This window comes from Microbacterium lacus (assembly GCF_039531105.1).
GTDB lineage: Bacteria > Actinomycetota > Actinomycetes > Actinomycetales > Microbacteriaceae > Microbacterium > Microbacterium lacus.
Window position 1 is genome coordinate 162,611 of sequence record NZ_BAAAPK010000001.1, and the last position, 21,852, is coordinate 184,462.

The 21,852-nt window shown below is 63.6% G+C and carries 21 protein-coding genes and 1 pseudogene; 14 read left to right on the forward strand and 8 right to left on the reverse strand.

The window, feature by feature from the left end; all coding sequences use genetic code 11:
* Window positions 1–2: 2 nt before the first annotated feature.
* Window positions 3–812: a helix-turn-helix domain-containing protein gene (locus tag ABD197_RS00745; RefSeq protein WP_344050595.1), complete on the reverse strand. Its 810-nt coding sequence runs from the start codon at window positions 810–812 to the stop codon at window positions 3–5.
* Window positions 813–1,028: 216 nt separating this feature from the next.
* On the opposite strand from ABD197_RS00745, the gene ABD197_RS00750 reads away from it, so the two are divergent.
* On the forward strand, window positions 1,029–2,210 hold the full coding sequence (locus ABD197_RS00750) for a cytochrome P450 (protein ID WP_344055768.1): 1,182 nt from the start codon (window positions 1,029–1,031) through the stop codon (window positions 2,208–2,210).
* The gene (locus ABD197_RS00755) at window positions 2,207–3,148 is read left to right on the forward strand and encodes a PDR/VanB family oxidoreductase (RefSeq protein ID WP_344050598.1); all 942 of its coding nucleotides are present in this window, start codon (window positions 2,207–2,209) and stop codon (window positions 3,146–3,148) included. The genes ABD197_RS00750 and ABD197_RS00755 overlap by 4 nt, the downstream gene beginning before the upstream one ends.
* Window positions 3,149–3,449: 301 nt before the next feature.
* Here ABD197_RS00755 and ABD197_RS00760 read toward each other — a convergent pair whose 3' ends face one another.
* The gene (locus ABD197_RS00760; RefSeq protein ID WP_344050600.1) at window positions 3,450–6,437 is read right to left on the reverse strand and encodes an AAA family ATPase; all 2,988 of its coding nucleotides are present in this window, start codon (window positions 6,435–6,437) and stop codon (window positions 3,450–3,452) included.
* Between the two features lie 507 nt (window positions 6,438–6,944).
* Here ABD197_RS00760 and ABD197_RS00765 point away from each other — a divergent pair.
* From ABD197_RS00765 to ABD197_RS00785, 5 genes are all read left to right on the forward strand, one after another.
* A complete protein-coding gene (locus ABD197_RS00765; protein WP_344050602.1) occupies window positions 6,945–7,355 on the forward strand; it encodes a hypothetical protein in 411 nt (136 codons plus the stop codon).
* Window positions 7,315–8,292 carry a hypothetical protein gene (locus ABD197_RS00770; protein WP_344050604.1) on the forward strand — a complete coding sequence of 326 codons (978 nt, stop codon included), beginning with the start codon at window positions 7,315–7,317 and terminating at the stop codon, window positions 8,290–8,292. The genes ABD197_RS00765 and ABD197_RS00770 overlap by 41 nt, the downstream gene beginning before the upstream one ends.
* A gap of 236 nt (window positions 8,293–8,528) precedes the next feature.
* Entirely contained in the window at window positions 8,529–8,954 is a 426-nt protein-coding gene (locus tag ABD197_RS00775) for a hypothetical protein (RefSeq protein WP_344050606.1), read from the forward strand.
* A 708-nt stretch (window positions 8,955–9,662) separates the two neighbouring features.
* Entirely contained in the window at window positions 9,663–10,313 is a 651-nt protein-coding gene (locus ABD197_RS00780; protein ID WP_344050608.1) for a hypothetical protein, read from the forward strand.
* Window positions 10,310–10,816, forward strand: a complete 507-nt coding sequence (locus ABD197_RS00785) for an RNA polymerase sigma factor (RefSeq protein ID WP_344050610.1) — start codon at window positions 10,310–10,312, stop codon at window positions 10,814–10,816. The genes ABD197_RS00780 and ABD197_RS00785 overlap by 4 nt, the downstream gene beginning before the upstream one ends.
* 365 nt (window positions 10,817–11,181) lie before the next feature.
* Here ABD197_RS00785 and ABD197_RS00790 read toward each other — a convergent pair whose 3' ends face one another.
* From ABD197_RS00790 to ABD197_RS00805, 3 genes and pseudogenes are all read right to left on the reverse strand, one after another.
* Complete coding sequence (locus ABD197_RS00790; RefSeq protein WP_344050612.1) at window positions 11,182–11,319, reverse strand: hypothetical protein; 138 nt, start codon at window positions 11,317–11,319, stop codon at window positions 11,182–11,184.
* Between the two features lie 88 nt (window positions 11,320–11,407).
* Window positions 11,408–12,324: pseudogene (locus ABD197_RS16695) on the reverse strand (DUF3800 domain-containing protein).
* Window positions 12,325–12,572: 248 nt separating this feature from the next.
* Window positions 12,573–13,403, reverse strand: coding sequence for a hypothetical protein (locus ABD197_RS00805; protein ID WP_344050614.1), 831 nt, complete (start codon window positions 13,401–13,403; stop codon window positions 12,573–12,575).
* Between the two features lie 165 nt (window positions 13,404–13,568).
* On the opposite strand from ABD197_RS00805, the gene ABD197_RS00810 reads away from it, so the two are divergent.
* Window positions 13,569–13,994, forward strand: coding sequence for a DUF4279 domain-containing protein (locus tag ABD197_RS00810; RefSeq protein ID WP_344050616.1), 426 nt, complete (start codon window positions 13,569–13,571; stop codon window positions 13,992–13,994).
* Between the two features lie 45 nt (window positions 13,995–14,039).
* On the opposite strand, the gene ABD197_RS00815 is transcribed toward ABD197_RS00810, so the two are convergent.
* Window positions 14,040–14,306 (reverse strand): hypothetical protein, encoded by a 267-nt coding sequence (locus ABD197_RS00815; RefSeq protein WP_344050617.1) that lies wholly within the window; start codon window positions 14,304–14,306, stop codon window positions 14,040–14,042.
* Between the two features lie 312 nt (window positions 14,307–14,618).
* On the opposite strand from ABD197_RS00815, the gene ABD197_RS00820 reads away from it, so the two are divergent.
* The 3 genes from ABD197_RS00820 (at window position 14,619) to ABD197_RS00830 (ending at window position 17,390) form a co-directional block, all read left to right on the forward strand.
* The gene (locus ABD197_RS00820; protein WP_344050619.1) at window positions 14,619–15,263 is read left to right on the forward strand and encodes a hypothetical protein; all 645 of its coding nucleotides are present in this window, start codon (window positions 14,619–14,621) and stop codon (window positions 15,261–15,263) included.
* A gap of 146 nt (window positions 15,264–15,409) precedes the next feature.
* On the forward strand, window positions 15,410–16,315 hold the full coding sequence (locus tag ABD197_RS00825; protein WP_344050622.1) for a hypothetical protein: 906 nt from the start codon (window positions 15,410–15,412) through the stop codon (window positions 16,313–16,315).
* A gap of 202 nt (window positions 16,316–16,517) precedes the next feature.
* Window positions 16,518–17,390: a hypothetical protein gene (locus tag ABD197_RS00830; RefSeq protein WP_344050624.1), complete on the forward strand. Its 873-nt coding sequence runs from the start codon at window positions 16,518–16,520 to the stop codon at window positions 17,388–17,390.
* A 236-nt stretch (window positions 17,391–17,626) separates the two neighbouring features.
* Here ABD197_RS00830 and ABD197_RS00835 read toward each other — a convergent pair whose 3' ends face one another.
* Window positions 17,627–17,926, reverse strand: coding sequence for a hypothetical protein (locus ABD197_RS00835; protein WP_344050626.1), 300 nt, complete (start codon window positions 17,924–17,926; stop codon window positions 17,627–17,629).
* 103 nt (window positions 17,927–18,029) lie between these two features.
* Between ABD197_RS00835 and ABD197_RS00840 the strand changes: the two genes are divergently transcribed.
* Entirely contained in the window at window positions 18,030–19,046 is a 1,017-nt protein-coding gene (locus ABD197_RS00840) for a hypothetical protein (RefSeq protein ID WP_344050628.1), read from the forward strand.
* A gap of 315 nt (window positions 19,047–19,361) precedes the next feature.
* Here the strand turns inward: ABD197_RS00840 and ABD197_RS00845 are convergent, their stop codons facing one another.
* Window positions 19,362–19,739 carry a hypothetical protein gene (locus tag ABD197_RS00845; RefSeq protein ID WP_344050630.1) on the reverse strand — a complete coding sequence of 126 codons (378 nt, stop codon included), beginning with the start codon at window positions 19,737–19,739 and terminating at the stop codon, window positions 19,362–19,364.
* 316 nt (window positions 19,740–20,055) lie between these two features.
* Between ABD197_RS00845 and ABD197_RS00850 the strand changes: the two genes are divergently transcribed.
* Entirely contained in the window at window positions 20,056–20,766 is a 711-nt protein-coding gene (locus tag ABD197_RS00850; RefSeq protein ID WP_344050632.1) for a hypothetical protein, read from the forward strand.
* 520 nt (window positions 20,767–21,286) lie between these two features.
* Entirely contained in the window at window positions 21,287–21,577 is a 291-nt protein-coding gene (locus ABD197_RS00855) for a helix-turn-helix domain-containing protein (RefSeq protein ID WP_344055769.1), read from the forward strand.
* Window positions 21,578–21,852 lie beyond the last annotated feature (275 nt).

Consider the following 21,852-nt stretch of genomic DNA (forward strand, 5'->3'; position numbering starts at 1 on the left):
GGTCAAGGAACGTGCGCATTCGCATTGCGTCTCCATTCACTCGGGGTTAAGCCGGTCTCGCGCTTCAACGCCGTGCTGAGGTGTTGGGCAGAATTGAATCCGCACGCCAGGGCGATGTCGGTGACACTCGCATCGCGTGCGGCGAGCCGTTCTCGGGCCGCATCCAGTCGAAGGAGCCGATGAAACGCGGCCGGGGACTGCCCGACCTCCTCGACAAAGCGACGGGCGAGAGTCGAGTCTCCGACGCCGCACGCAAGCGCGATCTCTCGGATGGAGACCCTGCGTGACAGGTTGTTGCGAAGCATGTGGATGGCCGCCAGAACCAGGGGAGAGCGCTCACTCCCGTAAGAGGGGGTATCCAATTGCTGGCATATCACTCGCACCAGCGTCTCGACGTACCCGCGGACGATGTCCCGCGCGCCGGCTCGGTCCGAGATCACCTGCAGGACGATCCCGCGGATCAGGGGCTCCGCCGCGGTGCAGGTGATCGACGTCCGCGGGTTTCGCGCGGAGACGAGTTCGCCCATCCGTTGGCCGTCACCGCCGCATTCGTCGAGATTCACGCCGACCCAGAGCAGTCGACACGCCGGGTGCCCCCGGTCGCTCGTTCCGTGGACTTCTCCCGCGAGAGTGACGATCACCTCGCCCGCCCGCTGCCGAACCTCCTGACTCTCCACGGTCCACGTGTAGGCGCCGCTCGTCGCGAGCATGATTTCCGTCGATGCGTGTGTGTGCATTGCGATGAGATGTCGATCCGACACCTCGCCCTCTCCGCAATGAGTGATGGCGGGGAAGCGATCAGGCTCGAGCACGTAGTTCGATCCGGACCTGAGCCCCGGATCTCGTGTTATGAGCATCGTTAACCTCTCGGTTTAGAGAGAAAAATGTTTGTGGTCGCCAGATTAGTGGACGACTTCGTCTCCTGACCGCTCCTAGCGTGGAGTCGAGTAAACGCCCGAGGAGACACCATGAACGCCCGCCCCAGGATCGATCCCGCGATCGACAGCCTGCTCGTCGACGAGCAGATCATGCACGACCCGTACCCGATCTACCGGTCTCTGCGTAGCGAGCACCCCGTCGCGTGGAGCGATTCGTGGAACGCGTGGGTGATCAGCAGGCACGCCGACGTTGCGAAGTCCCTCCGCGATGGGGAGAATCTGTCGAACGAGGATCGTCAGGGTCTGCTGTTTGACGGTCTCACGGCAGACGAGCGCGCGGCTCTCGAGCCCCTTCGGCACTACTTCGCGCAGAAGGATGTGATCGGGTCGGACGCGCCGGATCACACGCGGATGCGTCGCCTCGTTCAAAGCGCCTTCACTCCGCAGATCATCACGGGACTCACCCCGCGGATCGAGGCTCTCGTCGGTGAGCTGCTCGCCGACGTCGCCGATCTCGAGCGATTCGATCTCGTGGATTCCGTCACCCACCCCCTGCCTGTAGTCCTCATCGCCGAGGTGCTCGGGGTCCCCTCCGAGGACCGAGACCTCTTTAAGCGGTGGTCGGCCGACATCCTCGCCTTCCAAGGAACGGGCACCACGACTTTCGCCGCGGCGTCGACGTCTCAGAACGCGCTACTCGAGATGTTCGCCTATATGAGCGAGATCATCGATGCGCGGCGCCTGTCTCCGCGCGACGATCTCATCACTGCGCTCGCGCAGGCGGAGGATGAAGGAGGCAGACTCACGCGCGACGAGCTCCTCTCGACGTGCAACACCATCCTGACCGCAGGTCACGAGACAACGACAAATTTCCTTGGCTCGATGGTTTTCCACCTTCTGGACGACCCTGAGCGCTGGAGGTCGGCGCGCGGCAATCCGGCGCTTCGTGCTCTGGCCGCGGAGGAGACACTGCGATTCGACGCCCCCAAGCAGCGCAATTTCCGCAGGGTGAAGCGCGACCACGTGTTCGAGGGCGTCGAGTTTGCGGAGAACGAGATGGTGTTTCAGTTGATCGGGTCGGCGAATCGCGACCCCGCGAAGTTTGAGAACCCGGACGTTTTCGAGATCGAAAGAGACCCGAAGGGACACGTCACCTTCGGCAACGGCATCCACTTTTGCCTCGGCGCGCCCCTCGCGAAGTTGGAGGGTCGGATCATGCTGGAGGCCCTGTTCGATGCGTTCCCGTCGCCAGAGATAGACCCGCCGTCGATCGAGTGGCAGGAGCGCGTACAGTTCCGGGGGCCTGCTCGACTGGAGTTGTCGGTGCGATGACCGAGGACCGACTCGACCTCGAGGTGGTGAGTCGCCGCGACGTAGGGGGTCGCATTGCCATTCTGGAACTGCGAGCGCCGGACGAGAGCCCTCTGCCCGAATGGGCGCCCGGTGCCCACATCGATATCCACATCGCCGATGGCCTGACCCGGCAGTACTCGCTCTCGGGCTCTCCCGCGGACCGCCAGCGCTGGCGGATCGCGGTCCTCAGAGAAGAAGGCGGCAGGGGAGGCTCGCGGGCGATCTTCGACGGCCTCGTTCCTGGAGCCACGGTGCGCGCAGGATCGCCGCGTAACCACTTCGGGCTGGTTGACGCGGACGAGTACGTCTTCATCGCGGGCGGGATTGGGATAACACCGATGGTGCCGATGCTCACGGCCGTGCGCGAGCAGGGCAAGCGATCGTCCTTGACGTACTTCGGACGTGAGGTGTCATCCATGGCCTTCGCGGATGAGCTGGCCTCACTAGCCGGGGTGACGATCGCGGCGAAAGACGATGGTCCAGTGGCAACTGTCGTTTCCATCCTGACGGCTGCGTCACGAGGTGCAGCCGTTTACGTGTGCGGGCCTGACCGACTCGTCGAGGAGGTCACGGCAAGATGTGAGGCGCTCGGCATCGCGGCTCCGCGCGTCGAGCACTTCGCGCCGATGCAGGTCGATACCGCGGGCGACACGTCATTCGACCTGTACATCGACAGTCTGGACAAGTGGGTGACGGTGCCGCCCGATCGATCCATCGTGGACGTCGTGGAGGATGAGGGCCTTTACGTCGTGACGTCGTGCCTGGAAGGCACGTGCGGTTCGTGCGAAACGCCCATCCTCGAGGGCGAAGCGGAGCATCGGGACAGCGTGCTCAGTGAAGAGGAGCGGCGCGCCCAGACATGCATGATGATCTGCGTCTCACGGGCGTGCACGGCGACCATCAAGCTCGATCTATAGAGCTGAAAGAGGATTCCTCTCTTCTCACGCCGCCCCTGCGCCGACCGACACGTTGGCGGCGCCACCAGACGTCGCCGAGCGCGCCGGTTACGCTCCGTTGCCGGGACAACCGGAGCGCGGCGCGACGGTCCGCACCGCGCGGGTAGCCTACGCGTAGATACGGATTGGAGGTACGTCCAAGTCTGAGTAGCGGACTCGGCCAAGACCAGTGATCGCGACCGACGGAGGGCGGTGCATCGCAGAGAAGCGTTGTCGCAATCAACCGTCGCCGGGATGATGCTCCGAAATTGCTCTTGTCCGGCTACCTTCCAATGCCGATTTGCTCGCCGGAGTTCGCGTGCGCCGAAGCCTCCCTGCTCTTTTCTCGCTGGCTGCGCTCTGAGGCGATTGCGTCTGCGGTCAGGAGTCTGCGGGTGAGCACTTCTGCATCTGCGATGTCGCGCGCTTCAACCAGGTCCGCCAGGGTACGTTGGAAGGCAAAGTGCTCGGAATGTCGCGCCACGTATCGAGCTCGTAGTGTGGCAACCTTCTCGGCGCGTCTCCCATCAGCTGCATTGCCATCACGAGCCTTCGTGAGCTCACCTGCGATCCGCGCGTCGGCCGCGAGCAGGATTCCTTCTGTGGATCCCATCCACTCGTCGATGCGTGCTAGTTGCCGAGCTGCTTGGCTCGCTTCGCGTTGGAGCGCGGTGGCTAGTTGCTGTATGTCAACTACGCGACCGAGCGGCCGCCGGACGCGATCGTTCCACAGCGGTAGGGCCGGTCGAGCGGCGCGGTCGAGCTCTGCCCGGGCAGCGCGCTCCGAGTCCTCGACGCTCAGCTCGGGCTGACCACGCCGCATGGCGTCGGCAACGGCGGCGCGGGCTGCTTCGTCTGTGGAAGCGACAGCGATCGCTTCATTGTGAAAGCGGCCGCGTGTCATGCCGACGTAGAGTCCTGCTGCGTCCACGCCCGGACCCACGATGGACGCCTGGGTTGTCTCACCTTGGATACCGTGCACCGTTGATGCGTAGGCGAGATGAAGGTGGTCGGCAGCGTAGGCGTGCGTGACTCGAGAACTCTCGCCAGTGTTGTTGACGCTGACCAAATCGATGCCCGCTGCGCTGATTCGATGTACCGTCCAGATCGCTCGGTTCTCCACACCGCTCTGCTGGTCGTTGAGCCGGGTCTGGACCACGTCGCCCTCCAGGAGACGCTGTTCTTGTCGACCAAGAGCGATCCGGGTCAGGCCCAGCTCGCCACGGTCCAGACGCCGCTGCTGAATGGCATCGTTAATCGCGTCTGCCTCCTCGTTCGTACTCGTCACAAGCGCGACGCGGCTGTGCCGCCCCGCGAACTGGAAGTACGCGTCAACCATCGCGTCGCGCGCTTCCGTGTGATTCGCGACGCGGCGGATCTGCCCTCGAGCGTCGAGTTCAGAAGCCGCTGCGAGGGCCTCTTCTCGTGTTCGCGGTTCGCGCATGCGGAGGGTGAGGTCGGCGTAGCTGGGGTCGAAGAAGCGATGGATGGCGGTGAGCTCGACAGTGGCGGTGCTGCGCCGGGTCATGATTGCCATGGCACCTCGGTGTCCGACCGGCATTGCCTGTAAGGGGTCGCCGACCATCGCGATCCCTGCTCCGGTGAGCTCGGCAAGCTCGGCGAGGGCGTTACCTGTATGCAGGTCGACCATGCCAGCCTCGTCGACCACGATTCGGTCCGCCGGCAGGAGCGGGAACGAGCGGGGGCCCGCGTACGCTTCACCGGTCCATTCGTCGGTTTCACCTTGAACGAGTCGGTGCCAGACCTCGGCGCCGGCGTCGTCGCGACCCCACCGCCAGCCGTGGTCGGCGAGGAGGGCGTGCAAGCTCGACGCTCGAGCTCCGATCTCACGACCGGCAACCGACGCCGCCTTCTTCGTCGGAGCGACCACGATGATCCGGCGGCCCTCGAGGGCGAGGGTCGTCTTAGCGACACGGAGCATCGTGGTCTTCCCTGCGCCGGCGGGACCCGTCACCGAAACCAGCCGGTCACTACCCGCGATCGCCGCGGCCGCATCGACCTGCCGATCCGCCATCTCCACGCCGGGATCGAGAATCTCGCGACCAACCGCCCGGACCAAGCCCGCAGATGCGGGCGTACCCTTTCGGCTCAGGGCGTCGAACCGTGCGGCGAGCTGCACCTTCATCCGAGCAGTTGTCGATGCCATGTACCCCTTGACGTGGTCCGGCCGATCGGGCACCTCTGGCAGCAGATCCTCGGTCAGGAACAGAGCGCGCAAGACGACCTCATCGATCAGCGGCTGCAGTTCCTCACGCGTGGCAACGACGCCAGAACCGGCGACGGCCCGGATCGCGCCGGCTCGCAGATCGAACTGGCTAAATCGTCCACCGCAGGCGGTCGACCGCCCGTCCGCGTCCACGACCGCGCGCGCCGCCAGCACCTGCCGATCGACTCCATTGAGACTACGGCCGGATCGCCAAGCCCGGGCTCGGGGGGCGGATATGTGCGGGTCGATCGCTGCGAGCTCGGCGCGGATCATCTCCTCCCAGCCAGCCTCGTCAATGAGCCCTGGCTTATTCGGCCTCCCGGTGGCCCACGCACGCCTGTCGATCTGGTGCATGACATCAGGCGAGGGCTCGCCACCGGGGTTCGCTTCGTACCACTGCGCAAGCAGTACCGCGCGGTTCCGCTCGATCTGGTTGGAGCGCCGCGACAGCGGTCGAACGACGTGGGCGAACTCCGCGATCTCCCCATCCTCATTCAGGGTGTACCCGTGTCGCGCGAGCGCAGCGATCCATCCCGGATCAGTGCGCGCAGCGAGCTCCCCCTCCGCGTTGACCACAGTGTGAAGCTTCATCGCCACGCGCGAGTCAACGTTGGACCACTTGCCGTCCTCCCCGAGCACCTTCACGTTCAACCAGAGGTGCCGGTGCATGTGCGGGTCGAGCGCGCGCGAACGAGCATGGCGCAACTCGACAACCTCCACCCGCTTCAGCGCCTCACGGAAACAGCCCCCGGCGCCGCGACGCGCATTCAACTCCGCCTGCCACAGCAAGACGATTCGGTCGCGCAGCCGGTCCTGCAATGCTTCAAACTCGTCCGCGAGGTCCGCGTTGATCAGCGCGGCGATGCTGTACGACTTCGGAGCGTTGATCGTCCCATCCAGAAGAAGGTCAGCATCCGGAGAGCTGAGATTCCGCCCCCGCAGCTCACCAGTCTGCGGATCACGCCCGTCCACCCACTGCCGCAACTGAACCTCGTCGAGCAGATCCAACGAGATCACTCCGCCGTCCACGACGAACCGCGTCACCGTCCCCGCGTCCGCGTCGCTATACCCGGCCGACGCTTCGACGCCCGCCGGGGTGCGCAGGCGGGAGTCGCAGGACCCATCGAATGCGTAGGCGAGCGCTTGCCGGACACCCTGCGATGCAACACCCCGCTTCCACCGCTCCAACCCCCCGCGCATATGCTCAGGCTACGCCACAATTGCGTAACTCTCTACGACTTCTGCAGGAAGTGCCTGCGTGCATTGCTGTTGTGTCGTTTAGGTCGTGCCCGCGACTCCGACTCACAACTGGCGTGTTCGGGGTTGCGATTGGCGCTCGCTCTCCGGGCATCGTTGCGGGCGGGTCTCCTGACGACGACATCCTGCGGACAAAAAAGCGAATCCGCTCGCGACCGTGCACAAACGGACGCCCACCCCTGAGCGGCCGTCGGCGCCGAACTCTGCGACCATTGGTCGTAACGTGCCTGGCCCGGCCGGTGATCGGCGAGGAAGCTCGTTGCGCGACTTAGCGCTGGAATGAGACCGTTAGCGATGGCTGCCACCAAGCGACAAGCAGTGATCGTGATTCACGGCATTGGCGAGCAACTCCCGATGGAGACGCTGCGCGACTTCGCGGGAAGCTTTCTCGACGGTGAACTGCTTTACAACAAGCCGGACCGGCTGTCCGAGGGAACGGACCAACGACGTCTCGTCATGCCACGCACGCGGCATCGGCGGGCAACCGATTTCTACGAGTTGTACTGGGCCAACAAGTTCGACGAGGGAAGAGTTGCGGCTGTTTGGTTCTGGCTGCTGGGGCACGTGATCAATCTCAAGCGGCACCACCACCGACAGATGCGAGTCTTGGTGGTGTGGGCGCGCTCTCAGCGGCGTGATCGTCGTGGCCGCAGGATGGCTCGTGGTGTCTGGCGTCGCCGGCGTCTTCTACGACGAGTGGGATGACTTCGCACGCCTGAACGCGCTTTGGTCAGGGGCGATCCTTCTTGCCGCGAGTGCCGTGGCCGGAATCGTCAATCACTTCATCGCAGGCTACTTGGCCGATGCGTCACGCTACTTCGCGCCACGACCTCCAGACATCGACCGCCGGAACGCGATTCGCGACGCTGGAGTGAATCTTCTCCGCAATCTCCACAAGAGCGGCGACTACGATCGCGTGATCCTTGCGTGCCACAGCCTCGGTTCAGTGATCGGCTACGACATCCTGCGCCTGTACTGGGACGAGGCTCGCAAGCCGGACCCGAGTAACGCGACCCCTCAGCCGTTGCTGGCCGGCTTTGACGCGTCAGCGAAGGAACTACTTCGCGCTGAACCGACGCTCGCAGAGCTACAGAAATTTCAGGAGCTGCAAACACAACTGGGGAAAGAGCTCGGGAGAGCTGGTGTCAACTGGCTGATCACGGACTTCGTGACCTTCGGTTCGCCATTGACCCATGCCGACAGCCTCTGGGCGCGGAGCGACCTTGAGTTCGCTCGGAAGCTCGACGAGAGGGAGTTTCCAGCGTGCCCCCCGCGTTGTGACGCCGACCGACGCGATCAGACACAGATTCGATCTGCCTTTCTGAATGCGGATCGCCGCTGGGAGCCTCATGCCGCTGCTGTGTTCGGCCCTACCCGGTGGACGAACCTCTACTTTCCGATGACGTGGTGGCCAGGAGGTGATCTTGTTGGCGGACCACTTGCGCCGCTATTCGGTCCTGGGGTGCGGGACATACCGGTGAAGCTCAGCTATTCGAACCGCCGCGCGTGGTGGATGCGGAAGATCCCTGTCCTGTCTCACATCAAGTACTGGAGCCGACAACGCAAATACACGCCTCCCGCCGATTTGCCCGGCGAAAGAAAAGACGCCCTGCGCGCATTGCGAAACTTCCTCCGGCTCTGACAAGACATGATCGCCGTTCCTACCCGCGAACACGACGTGCTCCACGTGAGGAGGATCGCGGCGGAAGCAGTTGTCAAACTGCAGGTCTTGTCGTTCGGCGGCAGCTCCCGCCAGTTCGGCAAGTGCCCAGGCGGGCACCGTTTGGTGCACGAAGGGTGCCGACTGCGGCAACTGGAGTACCCGGTCAGGCGCTTGATTAGCTTCGAGACTTCGTCACTCGACGATAAAGTTCGCCCATGCGCCAACGCCTCCTGATCACGGTGTGGACCCTGCCCGTCCTGATCCTGGCTGCGTGTTCCAACCCGAGTTCGACCACGGAAGCCGAAACAGTCGAGGTGCCCCCCGGTTTCGAGATCGATGATCTGTACGTCCCTGATCTGTGGGTATCCAAGCCGGTCCGCGGAGGCACAGAGTGCGGAGATGGCGTCCTGTTCGACTGCTGGTCGGTCATTGTGATGTCGGAGAGCGGCTGCGATCCGTATGCGCTGTTAACCTTCGTTGAGCGAAACGCTTCGGGTGATGAGCTGAAGCGATATCAGCTCGCCGCAGCGGCCGAGGGCGCAGGCAAAGCGTGGGACTTCTCTTGGGATTCGCAATGGTTCAAGCCTGAGGTCATCGCGAGCATCTCTGTGGAACGGGCAGGCTGCACCGACGAGATGTGACGGTCAGCGGCGGCGAGTCCAAGACGGATATTCGACGAGTTGAGGTGCTCTAAGCCACCGGCTTGCGGGCGCCGTCGATTTGCCTGCAGGCGCGGACAGAACGCATCCCGGCCCGACGGGCCGGCTGTCGTACTATCCAGGCCAGGTGAAAGCAAACGCAATCACCACGACGACTGTCAACACGGCAAGGCCAATCGCGCCGACTACTCCGCCAAAGATCCGCGTTTGATCACCAACACGTGGCACGAGGCCGAGAACTACGCTCTGCCAGGTCCATCGCCGACGGGTCGCTCTTCTTGGGTCATCGCGGCGGAGGGTCACTCGACCATTGTCGGCCAGATAGCGCCGCGAAGTATCGCGCTGCGCCTAGCCACTTGGCCGACGCCTGGCGAGATACAACATCGCGTCCGAGGACCGGCTTGCGGCCGAGCGTACGCCTCGAGAGCCGAGCACGACGCAGCAAGCCCTGATGGTGTGCGCAACAGCGACGAGTAGTCGTTTCCCGGCCGTCTCGTAGACCGATCCCCCTTTGAGGTTGAGTCCGTCAGCAATTGGCGTGCGACGCTACCTCTGTTTGTCTCCCTCCGGGGTGGTAGCAATCGAGCGCGGCGACTTCGCTGCTTACTAGTCGATGTTCGCTCGCGTGGACGTTCGGCGCTGTGCCGGACATGTACGAAGTGACGGGGTTGGGTGAAAGGATTCGTGACAATGACGGAGCGCAGTAACGCACCGATTGATCCGCTCGATGGTCTGCTGGATGACGCGCGCCCGGCGACCACGCTGGTGACGGGCGCGATCGAGGATGAGCTCGCTCGGATGAGCGTGGTTGCTCGCACTGATCAGCGGCCGGCGCGGGCGCGGTGGCGCTTCACCCGGGTCGCCGCGATTGGTGTCGCAGCCGTGGTGCTGGCGGGTGGGGCGGGTGCGGCCGCGGCGAGCACGTGGGGGTTGGTGCCGTGGTGGCAGCAGGAATCGCCGGACTCGTTCAGTGTCACGCTGCCCAGCGGGGTGAACTGTGAGTTCCAGGTCATCGGGAACTTGCAGGGGCCCACGACCGCGATCAGCGAAGAGACGGCTGTCTACCTGCGCAGCGTGGACATCGCCGCCATCGTCGACGTTGATGCGGAGATTCAGAAACAGCGCACCGCCCCACCCTCGGTCGCGCGCGTCAACGGCAAAGACGTTCAGGTCGGGTACGGCACTGAGGGCTCTCCCAGCGCCGACGTCGAGTACTACCTGGCGGTGCCGGCGGCCGTGACGACGGCCGTCGCGGAGCAGCTGCAGCGCCAGGGGCTCGACGTCGATCCTGGCGACTTCTCCTGGCGGAGCGAGGCCATCTGCCCGGGGATGCAGTGGTGACGCGCGCGGAGAAGGACCTCGCCGCCCATCTGACTGATGTCATCTCGTTCAACGCCGTCGATATCCTCGCTTACTTCGAACGACGTGTCGGAACGAACGACGCCGCCGACCTGGTCGCCGAATCCATGCTCACAGCCTGGCGGAGAGCGGCGGACGTGCCAGAGGACGCGACGGAGGCGCGCATGTGGCTGTTCGGCGTCGCACGCAACGTCCTCGCCAATGCTGACCGTGCTGAACGACGCCGTTGGCGACTGGCCGACCGGCTACGACTCATGCTCCACCCAGAGAACACCGTGCCGGCCTCAGACGCCGGAGCCGACGTCCGAGATGCCGTCGCCCGGCTAGACCCCGAGCTTGCTGAGCTGATTCGGCTCGTCCACTGGGACCGACTCACCCTCGCCGAAGCCGCACAAGTCACCGGCATCCCCGCCTCGACAGCGCGCAGCCGCTACCAAAAGGCGAAGGAAGACCTACGCACCCAGCTATCCGTCACCAATCCCTAAGCTCCAGCCGCGCAAAGGGATCCGTTCGCGGACGGCTCGATAGTGGCTCGCGCCGCGGCCCGGCGCAACGGCCTACAGGAACGTGCCTATCGGCGGCTACGTTGAGCAGCCCGGACGCGGGGTCGGAACCAACCCCACGCCAGACACAAGGCAGCCGCTCCCACGAAAAAAAGAAAGCCGGCCGCCATCCAGACCCCCGACAGCGCAGATACGAGCGACACGCAGAGCAAGACAACTCCGGCAAACACCAACGACCACATTGCAACTCTCAGAGCCATGCTCCTGTCTCTTCAGTCACCCCTCTGCGGTGCTGAGGCGTAGGTGGTTAGGGCCTGTACTCGGATCTGCCGTCCGGCTGCGGCGTGTCAGGAAGGCAGCGGCGGGGCGCCGCCCGGCACCGCCGCTTTGAGCGCCGCGCCGAGGAACATCACGAACTTCGCCAGCGCGCTACCCACCGAACCGGCGACGGCCCAGATCCTCTGCGCCACATTGCGGTCGGTCATAAGTGCATGGTCCCGTGCTCAGGCGACGATGTAAAGGACCGCCGGATCTGAAGGTGCGTGAGGTGGTCCAGTGGCCGGATGGGATCGCTCAGTGCGAGCGTCTCGCCTGTGCGGCCGCGGCACGGATCTTTTCCCAGGGAATGGTGTCGCTAGTGGCGGCCGCGACTGCTCCGCCTCTCAGCTGCGTCACTCGATGGGACTTGAAGAGCTCGTGGTTGTTCGGATCTTTCACGCTGCTGTGCCATAGCCGTAGCTTCGACTCGTACGTGAATGCGTTGCGAACATCTGGCAGGGTGGTCGGGTCTGTCACCCACTTGTACGGAGACTCGTCGATGAGCTGGTAGTCGACCGCACGGGTAACGCAGGCCGCGACCCAGTCCGCAAACTGGATGTTGGCGCTGAGCTTGCTATCGACATGCATCGGCGGCTCGATGATTCTGCGCATTTCGGGGAAGTCTGCTGCACGTCCGAGGATGTGGCTGTACATCCTCGGCAGTCGTTCTGCGCGTGTCTTCTCGTTGATTTGGTCGATGATGACCATGACGTTTGCGTTCTTGGTAGCCGCGTATCGAGCGATGCGATTAAGTGTCTCCTGCATCGCGGACGTTTCTCGTGCCTCGGGCTCGGTCCCGCCGAGGGGGCAACCTGACGAGGTGTGCCCAAGGGCTTCTGATCGGCGTAGTAGAACAGCCGTCCGCCGAGCTGCACTACGTGACGAACGAGGCCGGTAAAGACGCGCAACTGGGGCGGGTACCTGAGGTGGGTTTCTGGGCGGAACAAGTCCGCGCCCTTCTTCTCCCAGCGGCCTGGGTGCTCGGCTGATGCCAATTCCTTGGCGAACAGAGCCTTCTTGTCGTTCTGAAACAGGCCACCGAAGTGCCGGGCCTTGAACTCCGGGATGATGAACCCGGCGTAACCGAATGCGGGGCTTGTGTTGTACCTGCTGTGATCGCGGCTGACGAACGCCCCGGTCTCGCCAACCTCGTCGATGTATGCAAGCAACACGTCGTCAAGTATCTCGCCTCAACGCAGAAACCCACGCCGGGGCGTGGGTTTCTCGGATTGGCGCTCGGGGAACTGTTTCATCCCTAGCTACCACTGCCGATACTAGCTGATGCGAGGACCAGGGGTCTACAGCGTCGTGAGATGTCAGGAGTACCAACATTCCGTCCGCGGGGGAGCTGCGCGGCTGGTTCTGGGCCAACGCCGTCAAACCCCACTCCCTGCGGGCGGCACGTTGGAATGAGGTTCGACTACTCGGCACCGAGTCTTCGGTTCTCCGAACGGCTCGCGTAGTGCTCGCGGGTGAAGGGCATCGCGGTCGCGCCGAGCGAGCCGATGCCATCGGAACCGAACTCTGAGGTTTCGGCTACGTGCCACCCGTCGATGCGCACGGCACTGGGCATCACGACGGACCCGCCCTGCACGATCGGATGACGCTCGATGGCCCCGACATCGCCGGGCGAGACGTAGATCACCATGCCGATCGGCTCGTCGGTGGACCTGCCCTCCTGGCGTGCTCGATACCGTTCGATCCATTCGCTGAGAGTGTGTACGCAACGCATCTCGAACTGGTAGGTCTCACCCGGCCTGAGGAAGATCGTCTTGCGACCGTTCTCTGCATCCCAGTGCGAATCGACCCAGAGGCGGACCCGGCCTGGCCCGTCGTTCATGATGCTCACGTTCAGCGTCGTGTGTATCCGGAGGTCCTTGTCGGCCGGCACGACCATCTCGCGCGAGGGGGGTACCTCCCGGAAATCTGGTTGCCCCAACTCATCGAGGTAGGGCTCGTCGGTGAGATACGACTGCGGTAGGGGCCCGAACGTGGTGATGAAGATCCGAGGCATGTCGGCGTCAATCCGCGCTTTCTGCGCATCGATCTCCAACAGTCGGCCGTGTTCGAACTCCTGCCGTGCGATATCTAGTGTCTTGTCGGTGGCCTCAACGCTCTTTCGGGTCAGGTGGATTTGCCAGGCAATGAATCCGGCGGAGAGTGCGGTGGCCACGGCAGCGGCCAGGGTGCTCCACGCGGTCAGAACCTCGATGAAGGAGGCATTGCCAGAGGTCGGTGCCGAGAAAATCACGCCGTCATCCTCTCAGCGCTGCCGACGTTCTCACGACCGCGGCGCCCGCGCACCCAGCAGTTGAGCTGCTCGAGGGTGGGCAGGCGCCCAGCCCGCCCCGTATTCGTTTGGGGATCGTCGATCGGGTCCCCGCATCGTCAGCAGGCGCCGCCATAGGCTCAGCACATGATCAGATCTGGACGAGCGTCGCTTGTGGTGCTGTCGACTGATACGGAACCCGCCACTATCTCCGAGATTCTCTCGCTCGAGCCGAGCGAGATAGGACACAGAGGCGCGGTTCTCCGCTCAGGTCGCGTGCGCGCACACCACGTCTGGTCACTCGAAGTCGAGCGGCTCGACAACACTGAAGACGACCAGACGGGCACCCGCGCTTTGCGCGAGCTTCTCCTACGCGCCAGCGGCGCGTTTGGCCGGGTGGGTAACCTTCCCATCGACTGCGACGCCCGGGTGTGGTGGTCGGTCGATTCCGACTCCTCTCAGGGCGGGTTTGTTCTTCCCGTCGACCTGGTCACCCAGATCTCGGCTCTTGGCGTCGACGTCTGCGGGACTGTCTACCTGGACGAGGTCGTCCAAGATCAGGCGACCCCGTAGACAAGAGCGCTCAGAGACCGTGCTGCGCGCGTCTCGAGAGCTCTTCTAGGCCGCGAGCTGAACAAGGCCGGCCAGGGCGGCGCCGATCATCAAGAGTCCGACGCCGATGAACACGGCGCCAGCGGCGCCGACCCAAAGGGGCGAAGAACTTCTCCCGACCGCTCTGCTCGCAACCCGACTCACTACCTTGAGGTCGCGAACTGTCGAGCGAAACAACGACCGGCGCCTGAGCACGACCACGATACCGATTCCGACCGCCAGCACTCCGAAAAGGAGATTCGGCAGGATCGTTCCCTGATCGATGGGCGGCACGGCCCCATTGTGACCCAGATCGATCACGGCGCCCGCTCAGCGACCGGCTACCGAGCGTGGTTCAACCGGCACCCCACTGGCCTCAAGCGCGCACCGCCCTCGTGCCGACCGGCCTGCGCCACCGCATGAAGCACCACTATGACAACGAGGCGTGGACGTGCGCGGCGGATGCTTCGCCGCAACCACAGCCACAACCGAAGTGGCGACGAATTCGGCAACCCGTTCGCAGAGCTGCTTTATCGCAATCTGCGTCTTTGTACGCCGAAGTTCGCCGGTTCGTTGACATCCAGCTGACCGGTACGCTCGCAGTTTGTGACCGACTTGCTGAAGATTGACGTTTCCTTCGTCGTAGACAAGGGGGCTGACCTGGCTGTTGGATTGGTCGCGACAGTTTTCGGCATCATCACGGTCTTCTTGATCGCACGGCCCCGCATCGAATTTGCGGACTCGATCGTCCTCAGCACGAATCCTGACGGAAGCCTGCGTTACGGCGTCCGCGTCCGACCGCGCAGCCGGCTCTTGGAACTAACGGATCTGCGGTTGTCCGCATATGTCAAATTCGGGACGCCCGGCAAGACCACCAGCGTTCCCGTTCCTCTGTCGCGCGATCACTGGTCGAAAGTCCGGCGGCTAGGTGACGAGCAGAGATGGACCGCATCGCCTCAACTGTTTCTGAGGGAGGTGCATTGGCGCCGTCACTTGACGAGGACCGCACCTCCGCGCCGATCGGCCGCGTTGATGGACATCCTGTCAGAGAGAAACGGCAGACTCGTGATCGAGGTCACTGCTGTTTCGGCGATCTTCAGCGTCACAACGGTGTCTCGCAAGGAGTACACCGCCAGTGACTTCGACGATTCCGACGCGGGCAACCCGCCGACACTGGGCACCGTCTTTGGCTTCATCTCGCTTGTTCGGCGAGGACTTCGCGGATCGCCACGGCCATCACCTGGGAGATGAGGAGATCCTTGGCGCAGGATCCCGTCCGGTGCACGACCGGCAACCGAACGCGGTTCAACCGGCACCCCACGGGCCTCAAGCGCGCACCGCCCTCGTGCCGACCGGCTTGCGATCGAGCGGGGCGACCGTTCTGTAGCGTGAAATTCATGCCCACCACGTACCGCGTCCGCGAATTGCGAGGCTACGACCGGAACGTGATGCGCGGCGCTCGGCGATCTTCCGACCGAGTGCTGGAGACTGTGCCCTTCTGCTGGATGTGCCGAGCGACAGCCGGCGACCGCACCCGCGAGCACGTCTTCGCGCTACGGTTGCAGAGGGAATTTCCGCCCGAGATGACGCGGTTCGAGCCGGTACGCTACACGTCGATCGGGAATGGCGCGCAGGTAGGCAGTCGCCGTGGTCCATTCGCAGGCAATGCGCTCGTCGCCGGAGGCGTGTGCGCGACGTGCAACAACGGGTGGATGTCACAACTCGAAACCGATGCGCGGACATATTTGCTCGGTCACAAGTCAGTGATCGACGGCGCGGACGCCGCGATGCTCTCACGGTGGTTCGCAAAGACGGCGATCATCATCAATGTCTCCCAGCCCTACCGCCTGCTGTGGCACGATACACGGCGACACCAGACACAATTTCGCACTCCTGACAACGTCGCGATCTCGCTCTATCGGACTCGTGAACCCGATCTGAACTGGAAGCAGGGCTCGATAATGAGCATGCACACCATGTCCTCGCGGATGAATCCATCGCAGGTCTCCCGGTTGACTGGCGCCTTGACCCATCTATGCGAGATTCAGGTCGGAACGCTCGTCGGCGCGGTGGTGGCACTCCCATGGCAGCTGTCGGCGAGCGCCCTCACGATGCCCGGTAGCCTGCTCTGGTCGAGCCGAACCGCGCGCCGAGTCGATCTCAGCGCCCTCCCGATGATGGAGGACCCATTCGCGGACGATCCGATCATCGACGTTGCACCGAGCGCGTTCTGGTCGGGCGAGAGCATGGGCAGCTCCCAGAAGCCTCCGCGAGAGGTGGCAGCACCGACTCAAGTCGGCTAGCGCGAAGCGGAAATGTGCGCATCGGCGTCAGTGGTGGTAGCAACTCGGATTTGGGTCGACGTCATCAGCGCGCCGCGGAGGTTGGGCAGGCCGCCACGCAGCGAGACGATTGTCGAGCATGGCGTGACGAGCGCTCGGAGGAGAGATCCGACTGCGCACTTCATCCCGACAAGACGACGCTCTCGGGGTGCATGCTGGCAGGGTGACCACAAACGAAGCCGCTGACCATGTAGGCGCCGCGTGGATGCGGACTCTGTTCGTCGATCGCCCAGTTGAACCAACGGTCCGGGATGAGAGGCTCTTCGAGATCTCGAAGGACTGGCAACTTATGGGCGCTCACGCCGACGCTGCCGAGATGCATGCGGCGATCAATGGTCACGCGGAGGGGCGACCCACCGAAATCATCGGTCGCATCGCCGCAGCAGGCGAGCAAATCGGCCTGAGTGCGACCTTCGGATTAGACGCGCGCCGGTGGTTGGTGGGCCCGGCGCAAGTCGAGACAATGCCCGCCCGGGCGCTCATCGAGACGCAAGCGTCGTACGCTCTTTCGACCGGCCACGCGCTGATCAACATCACCCTTCGGGTTCTGCTGCTACACCCGACCGCGGCAGCTCTCCTAAATGGTCGATTCAACGCTGCGCAAGGATTCCCTCCGTTCGTCGATCTCAAAGAGATGTGGCCGCCGCTCAGTGCAAAGTCTGTTCAGGCCGCACTTGATGCCGCTGTTGCGTCCGGTGGGCGTGACGTACTCGAGCTCGCCCATATCGTCCGACGTCTGAAGGAGGACGTCCGATGGAACGCCCTCGATGAACGGCGCGGCCAGGCCTACCACCGGTGGCGGCCACAGAGTGTAAGCGGTGGAGTGGCCTCACGAAGCCCTTGGAAAATTGATGGCTCCTCTCGCTCTATGGAGATCGGATCGCTCAATGACTACGAGCCGCCTGACGTGATGCTGCTTATGGCGGAGTGCGAGAGTGGATTGGACGCCCTCGCCGGCGCAATGGAAGCGTGGCTCGATCGCCTCCCAGGTGCTCTGCGGGACGTCGGCCTTCCCGTCTTCAGAGTGGACGCGTGAGAGCAATCACAAATACAGGCGCGGCAGTCACGTGGCTCATCGACCTCCGGCCGGCCGGCATCGCGACTGTGCGGCGCCCGCGAAGCGACCGCCTAACGAGACCGCCATCCGGCACCACCCGATCAAGCGAGAGTCCGCAGCGCTGAACACGGCGACGACGAATTCACACCGTCGTTCACAACGACCCAACACCGCCTTCGGATGACCAGCGCGGTGGCTGTCTCGCTGTCGTTGCCTCAGCCCGCACCCTCGGCATCCGCAGGGCGGGTGAGCTTCCGGTGAATCTGTTGCGCGTAATGCCTCACCGTGGACGCTGAACCCTCTTCAGTCTCTGAGGGGATTCGACCTTGCCGCCTGTCATCGTCATTCAGCAGGGCGGAAAGGGCCATCATCTGACGGGCAAGCTGGCGCACCTTCGCCTCGGCGTCTTCGCGCTGGAGGTCTTTCCACATTTCGATGAGGCGGTCGACTTCTGCTTGTTCCTCTTCAGTGAGTGCGTACCGGTCGTTCTCACGGAATCCGTTGAAACTCGTCATGCGGCGCAGGCTAGCGTCTGGTGTGCAGGTGCGGCTCGATCGCCCGCGGCTCTGAGATCGTCTCACTCGAAGTCGCAAGCGCGGGCCAAAGATGGAAGGAACGATGACTCACCAGTACACCTACTTTCCGCGAGCGACCGCGTCCATCGGCTCTGCAATGCTCGACGCAAATGTAACCGCCTCCCTTGATTCGATCGCGCGCCGAGGCTCAGACTTCCGGGACGAAGCAACGCGCGAGCGGATGTCTGACCTACTAGACCGTTTAGGAGAGTCTGAAGTCCTCGCGATGGCGGGCTTGGGCGCAGCCGAAGGCAACCTCAGGCGCGTGACCACGGAGACCGACTACTCCACCTTTCATCGGCGCTCAGCACACGCTCTATCCCTACTCAACGAGAATCGCGATCTCCTGCGTCGCTGGGTTGCCGGTGAGGACGTTCGTCCGGTCGTCATCGACATAGAGCGTGAGCGGGACAAGCGTGTCGAGGGCCTTTTCCACGTCGTAGTCGACAACTACCTGCTCCCTTCCTACGCGCTTGTCGCGCAGGCTTACTGGCTGTACCTAAGCGACCCGATTCCAATGCGCGCACTCCGTCGAGTAGAGAGAGTCGCCGGTGAGATTCGCTGCCGAGGATCAAGAGAAATGATGCTTGCCATCCTTCTGCTCGCCGGTACGCGCAACGGACAAGACCTCGCTCTCAACATCATGAAGTTGAGAGCCGAAAGCGGGTTGAGGAAGACTCTGGATGCGATCTGGAACACCAGCTTCGACCTCACCTACACGCGCCTGGCTGTCTCCTTCCCCCTCTACGGCGGCGTGCCCGAACCTGTGGTGTTCATAACAGCGGATAAGCACCTCAGCACCTTCATGAACACGATCGAACCGCTAGGTGCCGGCATGACTCGGGGTGGCACGGCTCTGCCGTTGGATTCCAGCAATTTTGAAGGACTCGTCCGAGACGACCTCTACGAGAATGTCCAGGCACTGATGCTCGCCAGCGCTCAAGCGGTTGCCGCGAACTCTGAGCGCGACGAACGTGTCACCAGGATTCGACGCAACAACTCGATACGGCACATCGCTCGGTTGGAGGCCCTCTTCGCCGACAGGGCGGACGGGACCTGAGCACTCGCGGCCGGCAAGACAGCACACTCCCTGATTGGCGCCGCCGAGCACTCAGCGTCCGAGGGCGCGAAGGCGCCGTAAATCGCAGCGCTATCCGATCGCTCGGTCCCCCCTTCGCGCAGTGCACGATTACGGTTGAGTGAGAAGGCATAACGTCGCCCTTCGGTTCCCGGCAGCCACCGACACTGGCCGTCCGTACACCGATCAGTGGAGTACGGGTCGACCGCCGCTCCTACGTCGTATCGATCTACCTGCTCTCTGAGCTCGCGTGGCGCAGCAGCCGCTCCGCGGCGATGAGATCCATCACTCGGCCGTCTAATACGCAGGCGGCGCGTCGCCGACGTGCGAGGCGCTCGGCAGCTCCAGCAGCGAAGCGCCGTCTGGACCCTCGTCCAGCGCGAACGCGTCCGCCCAGTCAAGGATCGCGAACACCGCGGCAAGGCGCTCCTGCAACGCGTGTTTCTCGGCTGGCCCGCGCTGGCGGAAATCCGGTAGCCCCTCGACCTCGTCAGCGGTGGCTTCGACGAGCTGCTGACCGTCGTGGCCCCACAGCTGGATCCGCTCGGCGAAGCCCGGCACGCCGTCTTCGTCGTGAGTCCACCAGATCAAGATTCTCGCGACGTCCGGGAGCAACTGCATCAGATCCTGGTAGGTCTTGGCTTCTTTGCCGTTCGGGCGCATGGTGCTCATCATGTCAGCCGCCGTGTGTCGACGCACCCTGAGTCGCGGCAGCGTAGGGATCTTCGGACGGATGCATGCCGCCCGCTGAGGTCCGTGATTCGGCCGCGGCTCGCAGAGGGATGAGCGACCGGCCTCAGCACGGCACGCGCCACCGCCAGTGAGGTCAGGCCGAGCGGCGATATTCCCGCCACCTGCCCAGTGCTTAGATGTTCGTGTGCTTCCGGCAGTCGCGACATAAAACCCGGCGATGTCGCCCAGCTGAGCAGTAGCTCGGATGAACCGTATCTTCGTCACAACCTGGGACGAAAGTCGATAACTTCTCGGAGGAATGGTGAACGAGGAGAGCATCCTTATCCAGCTCACATGGCGAAATGGAGCCGGGAATGACACGGTCATCAACGTGTTCGGTAGACGGTCGGAGAGCGCTTTTGATCAACTCGTGATCGCGCTCACTGATGCGGGGCTGCTCTCGATGGATGCGCCCGCCGCTCACGAGGCATACGCCTTGGGCGGGTTCGCCCCTTTCGTCCTCCGACCGGAGGACGTAAGGGATGGCGACCGCGCAGTCTTCTTGAACATCGATCCAACGTGGACACTCGGAGATCTCGAGCGTGTCTTGCGCTCCAGCTCCTTCGTCCTCCGTCATTCAGGCACTGGTCCGTATGAGGAGCTTTACGTCCTCACGCTTGAGGATCTGCTGGCGTTCGGCGGTGTGGTGCTGGACTCGGTCGGTGCAGCCTCGATCGCTCTCGGGTTAGCACGCGCCTTCCAGAGACAACGGTTCCGGGAAACCCGCAAGCTCGGACGGGACTGGGTTCGGTCGGGCAATACCGATCTGCCCCCCCAACTGAAGAACCAGTTGGTCTTAATGGAAAGCTGGCGCCCTGGGATGTTGAAGGTGCGATTCGATCTCGACGACGTTGGCGCCTCGGCAGCCATGCGGACGGCAGATTTTGAATACATTGACCACGTAGCAACTTGGGTTCGACGGGATCGAATCAGCGCCTGGTCAACGCTTCCGCGAACCGAGCTCGACTGACAGATTGCCTTGGAAAACGTAAGCCAGCACTTTCGCAAGATGGGCGTTTATATCCGTCTCGAACGCGTGTCGGCTATCGAACGAATCCTGCGTGAACTCTCCCAACGGCGCGAAGTAGTTCGTCCACGGCACCATCGGCGAACAACAAGAGGTCGCCGCCAATCAGTGGCCGGGCGAGTACTTCGGCTCGGTCTTCACTTGGGCCGCGGAGGCGTCGGCAGATACTTGCCCGCGCCGATCCAATGCCCCACGGTGAGCAGCATGAGTTGAGGCGTGCGCTCGAACAGTGCGGATGCGACGTGTCACTTCAAGGATCTGCGGCGTCCCGCAGGTCATCAACCAGGTCCGTGATGACGTACCGACAGACGACCAGCTCGTGCGGGGACACGCTGGGAACTTCGTCCAAGATCGTCCGCCACGTCTCCTTTACCCTGGCTAATTTTTCTCCTCCGCGCAGCGGTAGTCCCTCGAAGAGCATGTTTACGGTGACGGGCCGTTAAGGATCGGCCACGTGGCTGACATGCCGGCGAACCCTGACCACTGGATCTGCCAGCATGGTGCGATGCTCAATTCAATCGACGACTTTGCAGACGCGGTCGCCGGTGAGTTGCGCGCCCAGCGCGCGCGGACCAATGTCACGGTCGCTTTTCTCGTCACGGCGACTGGTCTGTCCAAATCAGCGGTGCTGCACTACCTCAACGGCAAGCGCGACATTCCGATTCGTTCCCTCGCCCGGTTGTGCGCTGCCATGGATGTGACTCCGTCCTTGATCGTCGCGCGCGCTGAGGCCTCGAACGTCAACACGCGGTAGCGGCGCGAGGAGTCCCGATACCGGATCGCAGGCGGGACGCCTGAGGGAGTCAGAGGTTGCCTCGGGCGTGTTGGAGATCTCGGCTGACGCGCGATGTGAACGGCGTCAATCCGTGAGGCGGGGGATCGTGTTGTGGTGGAGCGTGTGGGCGAGGAGCGCCGGGAGCCAGCTCGGGATTCGCCCTGCGGGTCGGGCAACATTGGCGACGGACTCGCGTGCGGTCAGCCCTCCGTCAAGGTCGCATTCCCAGCGAGGGCATACGGCCCGGGAGTTTG

What these genes read in the sequence shown, in the direction of transcription:
- ABD197_RS00850 (WP_344050632.1), top strand. Translation starts at nt 20,056, where the DNA reads ATGGTGAACGAGGAGAGCATCCTTATCCAGCTCACATGGCGAAATGGA.
- ABD197_RS00765 (WP_344050602.1), top strand. Translation starts at nt 6,945, where the DNA reads ATGGCTGCCACCAAGCGACAAGCAGTGATCGTGATTCACGGCATTGGC.
- ABD197_RS00775 (WP_344050606.1), top strand. Translation starts at nt 8,529, where the DNA reads ATGCGCCAACGCCTCCTGATCACGGTGTGGACCCTGCCCGTCCTGATC.
- ABD197_RS00780 (WP_344050608.1), top strand. Translation starts at nt 9,663, where the DNA reads ATGACGGAGCGCAGTAACGCACCGATTGATCCGCTCGATGGTCTGCTG.
- ABD197_RS00845 (WP_344050630.1), bottom strand. Translation starts at nt 19,739, where the DNA reads ATGATGAGCACCATGCGCCCGAACGGCAAAGAAGCCAAGACCTACCAG.
- ABD197_RS00835 (WP_344050626.1), bottom strand. Translation starts at nt 17,926, where the DNA reads ATGACGAGTTTCAACGGATTCCGTGAGAACGACCGGTACGCACTCACT.
- ABD197_RS00755 (WP_344050598.1), top strand. Translation starts at nt 2,207, where the DNA reads ATGACCGAGGACCGACTCGACCTCGAGGTGGTGAGTCGCCGCGACGTA.
- ABD197_RS00825 (WP_344050622.1), top strand. Translation starts at nt 15,410, where the DNA reads ATGCCCACCACGTACCGCGTCCGCGAATTGCGAGGCTACGACCGGAAC.
- ABD197_RS00790 (WP_344050612.1), bottom strand. Translation starts at nt 11,319, where the DNA reads ATGACCGACCGCAATGTGGCGCAGAGGATCTGGGCCGTCGCCGGTTCG.
- ABD197_RS00750 (WP_344055768.1), top strand. Translation starts at nt 1,029, where the DNA reads ATGCACGACCCGTACCCGATCTACCGGTCTCTGCGTAGCGAGCACCCC.
- ABD197_RS00855 (WP_344055769.1), top strand. Translation starts at nt 21,287, where the DNA reads ATGCCGGCGAACCCTGACCACTGGATCTGCCAGCATGGTGCGATGCTC.
- ABD197_RS00840 (WP_344050628.1), top strand. Translation starts at nt 18,030, where the DNA reads ATGACTCACCAGTACACCTACTTTCCGCGAGCGACCGCGTCCATCGGC.
- ABD197_RS00810 (WP_344050616.1), top strand. Translation starts at nt 13,569, where the DNA reads ATGATCAGATCTGGACGAGCGTCGCTTGTGGTGCTGTCGACTGATACG.